This is a genomic window from Helicobacter sp. MIT 00-7814 (genome assembly GCF_003364115.1).
In the GTDB taxonomy this organism is placed as follows: domain Bacteria; phylum Campylobacterota; class Campylobacteria; order Campylobacterales; family Helicobacteraceae; genus Helicobacter_F.
The window spans coordinates 115237-124290 of record NZ_NXLL01000002.1 but is presented as its reverse complement, the minus strand read 5'-3'; the positions used below and the strand labels follow the sequence as shown (position 1 = coordinate 124290).

The window sequence follows — 9054 nt, the reverse complement described above, 5'->3', positions numbered from 1 at the left end:
ACTTGAATTTGTATAAAAGTGTTTAAAATCAAAGTCTAGGAAAATGGGAGAAAATGGCGTGAGGGGCGAGAGTATGCGGGATATTTTTAAAATCAAAGTGAGTGCAAAAATGTATAAAAAATGTATAAAGTTTTTAGAATCTGTTTAAAAGTTTTTATACATTGTTTAAAAATCCCTTACACACGTGTTTAAAAGCGTTTAAATGATTTTTTTAAGCACCGCTATGACAATCCCTACAATCTCATAGTTTTCATTCTCTAGCTCTATGTCATCATAGCTTTTGTTGTCGCTTATGAGCTTGTAGCGCGGGCGCTTCTGTAGGCGTTTGACATACAGCTCATCATCGAGGCGCACCACGCAGATTTGCCCTTCTTGCAGGCTTTGGGTGCGCTGTATGAGTAGCTGGCAGTTCTCTGGGATTGTCGGCAGCATGGAGTCCCCGCGCGCAGTGATGATGGAGAGCCCCAAAAACGAGCTAAGCCCAAAGTAATCGCGCAAAAGCACCTTATCAAGGCTTGTGTAGCGCGAGATATGCTCTTCATTTAAAGCACCTGTGCCAGCACTTGCGGTGATATCATCAAAGATGGGAATAAGGATAGATGAGGGCTTAGAGGGATTTTGGGGGGTGGAATCTGATTGAGGGACATATTGAGGGACATCGTCATTTAGTGTTGTAGAGTTTGATTCGCGAATCTGCTCTGATTCGCGAAAGACTAACGAATCATCTTGCGCCGACTTACGAAAGACTAACGAATCGTTTTGCTCTACAAAATAAGTCATAGGCACTTTAAATATTTCTGATAGTTTCAGTAAATAATCGTAGCGAGGGGATTGGTTGCCATATTCATAACTTTGATAAGTCCCATACGATATGCCTGTTTGAGTTGCAAAGTCTTTCTGCGAAAGTCCGCTATGATTACGAATAGCTAAAAGTTTTGCGCTAATCATTATTGCTGTCTTTGTTGTTTAAGATATAACTTCTATTCTTTTTAACTCTGCTTATAAGGTTTTTTACATCCGCATAATAAAGTGCATATTGGATATCTCTTTTTGAATACTCTTTTAAATGGGCGTAAATATCTGTCTGTAAAATATTTGGGTTTTTATCAAGGATATTTTGAGTGTCTCGTATGATATCGTGAAATAAATCATCGTATTCGGTAAATTCAGTTATGATTTTTGTCACAATTTCTGATTTATATTGAGGAATATCGTCTTGAGCTGTTATTTGGGCTGTTCTTTGAAAACAATCTCGAGCTCTTTTCAAATCATTTTCAGCCCAGTATAGGAATGCTTTTTCTAGATTCTTTGAAGCTAATATTTCATTGTCGCTATCAGTGGAAAAATCTAGGGCATGTTTTTTGACAATACGCTCAACAAGCTCCTTATTAGGATATTTCTGCTTAATAAGTTTAACCATCTTTCGTTTTTTAAAGTATCTATAAGAAAGCCAAATAATCACAATTAACGCAGGAAGAATGAGTGATTCCATGATTTACCCCCTTGACTATACATAAAAATTTATGTATAATTCTAACAATTTATTTATAACTTTACTTCAAAAAAGATAAAGAATAAATAAATGCACTTCTATCAAAGGGGCTAGTAATGGCAAAAAATGAGACTTTGAGCACAAAGATGGCGCGTAATGGTATGAAGCTACGCACTTGGGCGCGCTCTCAAGGACTAAGCCAAAAAGATATAGGACTGCTTAATCAAATCTCACATGGCAAGATCTCTGGGAAGTATGGCAGGAGTAAGGAGCTTAAAGAGCTTCTAATCAAATCAGGCTTTATGCAACAAGGAGCGTAAAAGCAATGTGGCTTAGCAGTAGGGAGTTTGCTGTAGGTATCAACTATGAGACTTTGAAAAAAGCTTGTGTTCGTGCCTTTAAAAATGGTAAAAAAATTTTGCGTATTAATAGGCAATATTTTTCCTATAAATACACTCACGGCATTGGGCGCGGGGGCAAGATCCTCCAAATATGGAGTGAGCCATTTGCAAGCGAGCAAGAAGCCCAAGAGTTTGCACTGCAAGCTACACAGGAAATGGCTATGCAGAAAATGGCTACACAAGGCACGCCTATAGAAAGTGGATATTTGCAACCTGCGCCACATACACATAATAGAGAGAATAGCGCACAATTGCCAAGCGATACATTCTCTCCCTTATGCGTATCGCAAAAATCTTTTACAACACTGACAACACTTACAACACTGCCTAAAATAGGGACTTCCACAAGAGGGCAAGAGGAAAGACAAGGCGCAAAAGAATCTCAAAAGTGGATTATCAAAAATGCGTGAGATTCCCAAATGCAAGGGCAAAGCACGCTTAATGATACTACGCGCAATGTAAAAAGTGAAATGTGGATAAATACCACCACAGCCATACAAAACAACTATTTTGAATGCGATAATACTTTCAAACCCTACCTAAGCGCTGGAGGCAATAAGACTTATTTAGATTCCACGCAGGATATTTGGAGCTATTTTCACCCAACCGATAGCGGAAATATTATCGAGCAGAGTTTGGCATATAAGGTGATTTGTATCGCGTCCTTAAAGCATGTAGTAATCATGCAATATATGACTTACCTTGAAAGCTTTGCTGTGCCACCACTTTTGATAAAATCTGACGCCACACAAACCAAAGAGCTTGCAAAAAGCGTGCTTGACTGCGCGCTTGATTTACGAAGCAATGGCGTTGGGCTTTTTGGCAAGGAAGACACGCTTGAGGTGCTAAATGGCAATGTGGATAAGGGGACATTTTTAGAATTTGTGCGCTATTGTGATGAATGTATTTCAAAAGTCATCACAGGGCAAGTGCTTGCAGGCAACGCGGTAGAAAAGGGCACGCAAGCCTTAGGTAGCGTGCATAGCGATATACAAAAAGAGCTTTGCGAGTTTGATGCTGCCTTGCTTTCACAAGGCATAAGCGCACTTTTGCAAAAAGCCTTAGAGCTAAATTTTGCCAATGTCGCGCCTTTTAGCTTTGAGCTTGATACAAACACTGAAAAAGACGAAAAACTTCAAGCCGACACCTACCTTATCCTTTCACAAATGGGCGTGAAGATCCCACTAGAGCATTTAGAAAAAACCTTTAAAATCACAGGCTTAAGCTACGCGCAAGAGCCTATAAACGCGATAAATCCACTCTCTCAAAGCCTGCATTCAAACACTCAAGCAAATAGCGCGCTTTCCTCATTCCTGCCACTTGATGGCTTTGATAGAAACTTCCAAACGCTCAATAATGCGGACTTTGGGGATATTGATATCACGCCATTTTTGAAAGGTGCGCGCGATTATGAAGAGGTGCAAAAAGCCCTAGAGCTAGCTTTTAAGGGGCAGGATTTGCTAAATGCCGAGCAAAAGCTTATGGACTTATGCGCTAATGCCTTCCTTTTTGGCGAGCAAGGGGGACAAAATGTTTAGTTTCAAGCTTCCGCCAATTGAAAATATCGCCTTTTTGCAAGCCAAAGATCCAACCCTTAGCTTTGATTATGATGAGATTAGACACCAAGCGCATTTGCGCGCCTTTACCATTGCTAAGGTTACGCAAATCGAGCTTCTTAGCTTCTTGCAAGAAAGCTTATTGCACTCTCTTAATGAAGGCACAAACTTTGAGACTTGGAAAGCCCAAATCTCCCCAACCCTAGCCAAAGCAGGCTGGCTAGGTAAAAGTATTGTTACCAACCCAAATACAGGCGAGCAAAAAGAAATCTTTGTAGGCAATAGACGCTTAAAAAATATCTACTACACAAATATGCGAACTTCCTACACGCAAGCGCGCGCGCAAGCTCAATATAAGCTCCCAGATTCTCAATATTTACGCTATGTATGCGTGGGGGATAATAGAGTGCGTCAAAGCCACCGCGCACTGCATGGGCTCATCTTGCATCGTGATGATCCCTTTTGGCAGAGAAACTATCCACCAAATGCGTGGAATTGTCGCTGTAGAGTGCAAAGCTATAGCCTAGAGCAAATACAAGCAAGAGGCTGGGAAGTAACCAAAAGCGCGCCAAACTTCCAAGCACACAAAGACTGGGATTATGATACAAGGAATCTTAAAAACACACAAGATAATCTCCAAGCTATCATTTCAAAAAAGCTCCAAAAGCTCGCAAACAATAAAACCGCTACAGAGTGCCTGCAAGATCTAAGCAAGCAAATACAAGAAAATGCTTCAAAATATAGAGAGCTAAAAGAGCTATGGGACACGCAAGATAAGCAAAGAGTTATGCAACTTCTTAAAACCCCTTCAAAGCTCCAAGAGCTTTTTAAAAATAGTGCGCCAACTATTCAAATCCGAGCAAGCACGATTGATGACCATAAACCAAGACACCCAGAAATAAGCGTGTTTGATTACTCACTTATCAGCTATATGCTTGATGATATAGATTCTATCTACCAAGATTCCTATTCTGATAAAAAATATATTATCGCAAGCAAGCTAGGTAAATGGTATCGTTTAAGTCTTAAAAGCCTTGCGGATAAGAAAGAAATTTGGGTGGAGAGTTTGCTAAGTGTTGATGAGAAAGAAACTTTGATGAAAAACCTAAAAAATAAATCAGTGGTTTATAAAAAATCCTAGAAAACATAACGCAGGAAAGCTCTAGACCTGCACACCATTATTTCAGGGGAATGGGATACTCCAGCTTATTTTCTTATGCTTCCTAAGTGGCATGCATTATAACACAATTTAAAGGATTTTTAAATGACTTTCTCACAATTACAAAATAAAATCAAAATGCTAGAGCTAAAAGCGCGTAATCTCGCACCCATGCTTGCTGAAGTAGGTAATATCACACAAAATGAATCCGAGCTTAGCTTTGAAAGAGAAAAAAGCCCATTTAATGAAAAATGGAAACCTCTAAGTAAAAAAACACTTGCCAAAAAGAAAAGTTCTAAAATCCTAACAGAATCTGCACGCCTTTCACACAGCATCTCTTATCAAGTGCAAGCACCAAAAAGCGTGCTTGTCGGCACAAATATACAATATGCTGCAATCCATCAATTTGGTGGCAAAGCTGGGAGAAAAAAAAGCGTAAAAATCCCCGCGCGCCCATTTATGCCTTTTAATGCAAAGGGGGAGATTCCAAAGATACTAAAAAAAGACATAGAGACAATCATCAAAAACCACTTCAATTTATAAGGCTTGCGCTTTGGGTGAGAGTATGGAGGCGCTTATAAGTGATGGGAGCTTGTGTATGGTGGATAGGAAGGAAAGGAGGGTGAAAAATGGCAGGATTTATGCGGTGAATACGCTTGAAGGGCTTTTTGTCAAACAATGCGTAGTGGAGGGTGAGCGCATCATCTTGCAAAGCCTCAATCCTGCGTATGCGCCTATGGAATATGCGATGCAAAATGTCAATATTGTAGGGCGCATCAAAGCTGTGATAAGGAGGGTGTGAGCGCTTGTGGTCGTGGCTTGGCTTGCGTGGGCTTGGGCTTTGTGTTTGGTGTGGGCTTGCGAGGATTTGTGGTTGCGCGGGCTTACTTAGTGTGAAGGTGTGCTTGATGCGCGGGATTTATGGCGCGGGCTTGCACTGATTTTGCAAGGATTTTAAAAGCATTTAAAAGGTGTTTAAAAGTTTAGAGATTTTAAAGAAATGTAAGTAAAATTTCATGGTAAAAATCAAAGTCAAACCGCTCACTTTGATTTTTAGTGTGAAATGACTTTGATTTCAAAGCGGGTTATACAGAATTCCTTTAATTGAAAAATTTACTGCCTAAATTTTTATTCCATTTTATTTGGATTTTGCGGTGCAAAATCTCGGTTTGCGCGGGGCGCGGATTATTTATTTAAATTTTTGGATTGCTTCGCCGATGGGTCGGCTCGCAATGACAAAAAAATAACAAATCCTTACAATGACAAAAACACACTTCGCAATGGCGCAGGGGGGGGGGTAAATACTGCGCTTAGTATTTATATCCCACTTGTACCCAAAATTGCCTGCCGACTTCATATACAGGCACAGCGGTCGTGCCGGCTGTGGTGCTGTAGCTCGCGCTTGCGATTGCAAGATTTTTAGAATCTAGCACATTGTAAATATCAAAGTTCATATACAGCGTGTTTCCGCGCCATACATTGACTTCAAAGCCCACGCGCATATCCCATGTAAAAGCGCCTTTTACCTTAAATGGGCGGAAGGTATCCACCGCGGTTTCTGCCACGCCATCGCCATCAAGGTCTGCGTAATCGGGTTGCGGAAGTCTGTTGGGGTATGAAGTATTGCTTGCCGGTGTGCTTGCCATCACATTATAAGTGCTTCGATAGCGGAAGAAGTTATTAAGCAGCCACTTCGTGCGCCCAAGCTCAAAATTATGCGTGGTGGTAAGGCGTATGGTATAGGGGCGGATATAGTTATCAGCGGGCTTGTCAGCATAGCGGATAATTTGCCCATTCCAGCTTATCCATTGATTTGCAAGCTCGTTATTTGTGAGTGTGTCGGTATAGTCGGTGTAGTTTCTTCGGACATTCGTCCAGTCAAGGGCTAGTAACGCAAAATGGCGCGTGTTGAAAAGCTCTAAAGGCGTGTTATTCTGCAAAGTAAGCGTAATTACATTTGTGGTGCTTCTGCCTTCGTTGGTATAGACATAATAATTACTCGTATAGTTTGGATCAGCCTCTAGTCCGCTCACATTTCGACTTGTGCGCCTTATCTCATCTTTACCCTCGCGGTAGATATATTTTACACCCAAATCCCAAGCATAGATTCTCTGCATAAAGCCCAGCATATATTCATTGACATAAGGAACATTGAGTTGAGAAAATTTCGTGCCACTTGCATAATGAACAATACAATTATCATGGTCTGCATTGACATTTCCTTGACATTCTCTATTTGTGGCTTCTACTTCGTCCCAAGATACGCTAGGGTCTCTCCTACGCAAACCATACTCTAAGGTGTCTATTTTATCAGCCAGCGCGTAGGCGAAGATATTGCGCCCATAGTAGCGGTTTGCCCCGGTGGTTAGTTGTGTAGCAAAGTTGCGCCCGCTTTCCCATTCATTCCATGGGGCTTCGTAGTTAAGACTTAAGCGCGGTGCAAAAGTAACTTTCCCCATATAAGTATCAGAATCCACCCTCAGCCCCGGACGCACATTAAACGCGCCAAATTTTCCAAATTCTGCCCTTATGTCATCTTGTAAAAAGAGCGCACCAAGCGCATTATTAACAGCAACATTCCCCTGCTTATAGCGTGCGATATGTCTAAACCACTGCCCATATTGCCAATATTGACTTTGCGAGCCATATGCAGGGTCGGTATTGCACCATTGCCCGTCAGTTTGGGCGCATAAGGTTTGTTGGTCTTGTGTCATTGCCTGTATATTTCCATTATTGCGTGCAAAGTCAAAATCCCTCGTATAGCCACGCTTAGCATATTGGTAGCCTAGCTCCAAGCCTATTTGAATCGCGTGCGTAGTGTTTAGAATTTCAAAGGGTGTAAAATCTTGTATAAGTTTATTGCTAAGTGTGTGTTGTGTGGATTCTGAAGGGATAAGCCCACCTTCACGCGCATACCAACCAAAGCGCCCCCAATTTACGCTTGCTGATGGATACCAAAATTTTGTTGCATTGTAGTTTGCATCTAAAGAGGATTCTAAAAAATTATAACTAAGCGTATTTGTAAGCACACCTAAACTATTTTGCCAAATAGCCTTTAAACCTGCATTATGCCCACCAGAATCATAGGTGTAATAGTCATCATTTTTTGAACCAGCCATAAAAATTTCATTATATTGTGGCGCGTAAGTGTAGGTAAATTCTAATCTTAAATCATCGCTTGGGTCATAATAGGTTTTTAAGAAAAAATTATAACTTTGGCGCTTTTGGGTGCGCTTGCGCGTAGTTTGGTCTGTTGGATCAACAGGGCTTACTTGGCTAGCGCTTATATCACTATTTGCGCGCAAGGGAATAAAACTTTGCGTAGTTGTAAAGCTCGCAAGCACACCTAAGCGGTCATTAATCTTAGATTCTGCACTTGCGCGCACAATATGCTTCATAAATTTTGGCTGATTGGACGCGGAATAAGAATTGACAAAATCTTGAATTTCCGCGTCATCACCATAAATATGATAGTTTGTTAGCGAAAATGCGCCCGGCTCGGCATTCCCTTGCGTAATCTGATAGCTTATGTTTGCGCCAAAGTCTTTTGTCGGTCGGCGTGTGTTTGCCTCTATCACGCCACCGGTGAAGCCCCCATACGCCGCGCCAACATTAGAATCCTGCACTTTGATAGATTCTAGTAAGCTTGTATCAATATTAAGCCCTTGAGAATTGCCCGGCACGCCATCCCAACCGCTTGCAGTTCCGGCTGGATTTAAATCATTATTCATTCCCATGCCATCTATCATAAAAAGATTTTGATAATGCAAGCCCCCGCTAATGCTGATTTTCGCCGGGTCGATTTCGCCGGGCGTGGCACTTCTAAGCTGTTGCGTGTCATACTGCACATTTGGCAAAATCCGCAGAATGCTCGTAATATCGCCATTCCCGCTAGGATTAGAATCTAGCATCTTGCGATCTAAGCTCTCCCCGCTTTGAAACTTTTGCAAATCCGCATCGACACTCCCAACCGCGGTGGCTTTGTTTAAGCGCACCTTTTCTTGTGGCAAGTATCCCGCTGTGTCGCTTACACTCGTCTGCTCCTCTTGCGTGCTAGAGCTTGCGTCATAGCGCATTTGGGTGCTTTGGCTTTGCGCTCCTTGCTCGCTCATCGTGCTTTGTGTGGGGTTTTGCGCTTGCGCGAGAATCTTTGGCGCATTTTGCGCGTTTGTAGATTCTGCGCTTTGCGCCACACTTGCCCCACAACAACATAAAAACGCAAGGCAAAAACCCTGCTTCATTATATATGTTTTGAGATTTATTTTCATAAGCTTCTCCTCATAAGCAAAAAAGATTTTTGTTGTGGTGAATGCAATTTTATACAAAAAAAAACAACAAACCTTAAAATAACTAAGAATGGCTTTCATAATTTGCAAAAATTAACAAATTGTAACATTTTCACAGAATCTTATGTAAAAAAATGGGGAAATGCTTAAAAGAATGCTA

Annotated in this window: 10 protein-coding genes; 7 read left to right on the top strand and 3 right to left on the bottom strand. The window is 41.4% G+C overall.

Annotation, left to right across the window (positions count from 1 at the left end; genetic code table 11):
* Positions 1-198 precede the first annotated feature (198 nt).
* Positions 199-948, bottom strand: a complete 750-nt coding sequence (locus CQA49_RS01390; RefSeq protein WP_115574171.1) for an XRE family transcriptional regulator — start codon at positions 946-948, stop codon at positions 199-201.
* Positions 941-1492 carry a hypothetical protein gene (locus tag CQA49_RS01385; RefSeq protein ID WP_115574170.1) on the bottom strand — a complete coding sequence of 184 codons (552 nt, stop codon included), beginning with the start codon at positions 1490-1492 and terminating at the stop codon, positions 941-943. Before CQA49_RS01385 ends, CQA49_RS01390 begins: the two co-directional genes overlap by 8 nt.
* A 116-nt stretch (positions 1493-1608) precedes the next feature.
* On the opposite strand from CQA49_RS01385, the gene CQA49_RS01380 reads away from it, so the two are divergent.
* The 7 genes from CQA49_RS01380 to CQA49_RS10415 all read left to right on the top strand — a co-directional run bounded on the left by CQA49_RS01380 (position 1609) and on the right by CQA49_RS10415 (position 5549).
* Complete coding sequence (locus CQA49_RS01380) at positions 1609-1812, top strand: hypothetical protein (protein ID WP_115574169.1); 204 nt, start codon at positions 1609-1611, stop codon at positions 1810-1812.
* 5 nt (positions 1813-1817) lie between these two features.
* Positions 1818-2303 (top strand): hypothetical protein, encoded by a 486-nt coding sequence (locus CQA49_RS01375; RefSeq protein ID WP_115574168.1) that lies wholly within the window; start codon positions 1818-1820, stop codon positions 2301-2303.
* 9 nt (positions 2304-2312) lie between these two features.
* Positions 2313-3431: a DUF935 family protein gene (locus CQA49_RS01370; protein ID WP_258864144.1), complete on the top strand. Its 1119-nt coding sequence runs from the start codon at positions 2313-2315 to the stop codon at positions 3429-3431.
* The gene (locus tag CQA49_RS01365; protein WP_115574167.1) at positions 3424-4590 is read left to right on the top strand and encodes a phage minor head protein; all 1167 of its coding nucleotides are present in this window, start codon (positions 3424-3426) and stop codon (positions 4588-4590) included. Before CQA49_RS01370 ends, CQA49_RS01365 begins: the two co-directional genes overlap by 8 nt.
* Before the next feature lie 123 nt (positions 4591-4713).
* The gene (locus tag CQA49_RS01360) at positions 4714-5151 is read left to right on the top strand and encodes a phage virion morphogenesis protein (protein ID WP_115574166.1); all 438 of its coding nucleotides are present in this window, start codon (positions 4714-4716) and stop codon (positions 5149-5151) included.
* Positions 5152-5161: 10 nt separating this feature from the next.
* Positions 5162-5410: a S24 family peptidase gene (locus CQA49_RS01355; RefSeq protein ID WP_115574165.1), complete on the top strand. Its 249-nt coding sequence runs from the start codon at positions 5162-5164 to the stop codon at positions 5408-5410.
* Positions 5411-5414: 4 nt separating this feature from the next.
* Complete coding sequence (locus CQA49_RS10415) at positions 5415-5549, top strand: hypothetical protein (RefSeq protein WP_258864143.1); 135 nt, start codon at positions 5415-5417, stop codon at positions 5547-5549.
* A gap of 369 nt (positions 5550-5918) precedes the next feature.
* Here the strand turns inward: CQA49_RS10415 and CQA49_RS01350 are convergent, their stop codons facing one another.
* Positions 5919-8876, bottom strand: a complete 2958-nt coding sequence (locus CQA49_RS01350) for a TonB-dependent receptor plug domain-containing protein (protein ID WP_181882573.1) — start codon at positions 8874-8876, stop codon at positions 5919-5921.
* Positions 8877-9054: the final 178 nt, after the last annotated feature.

Excerpts from the sequence above, each read along its gene's own strand:
- CQA49_RS01370 (WP_258864144.1), top strand. The coding sequence starts at position 2,313 with ATGCAAGGGCAAAGCACGCTTAATGATACTACGCGCAATGTAAAAAGT.
- CQA49_RS01380 (WP_115574169.1), top strand. The coding sequence starts at position 1,609 with ATGGCAAAAAATGAGACTTTGAGCACAAAGATGGCGCGTAATGGTATG.
- CQA49_RS01360 (WP_115574166.1), top strand. The coding sequence starts at position 4,714 with ATGACTTTCTCACAATTACAAAATAAAATCAAAATGCTAGAGCTAAAA.
- CQA49_RS01350 (WP_181882573.1), bottom strand. The coding sequence starts at position 8,876 with ATGAAAATAAATCTCAAAACATATATAATGAAGCAGGGTTTTTGCCTT.
- CQA49_RS01385 (WP_115574170.1), bottom strand. The coding sequence starts at position 1,492 with ATGGAATCACTCATTCTTCCTGCGTTAATTGTGATTATTTGGCTTTCT.
- CQA49_RS01365 (WP_115574167.1), top strand. The coding sequence starts at position 3,424 with ATGTTTAGTTTCAAGCTTCCGCCAATTGAAAATATCGCCTTTTTGCAA.
- CQA49_RS01390 (WP_115574171.1), bottom strand. The coding sequence starts at position 948 with ATGATTAGCGCAAAACTTTTAGCTATTCGTAATCATAGCGGACTTTCG.
- CQA49_RS01375 (WP_115574168.1), top strand. The coding sequence starts at position 1,818 with ATGTGGCTTAGCAGTAGGGAGTTTGCTGTAGGTATCAACTATGAGACT.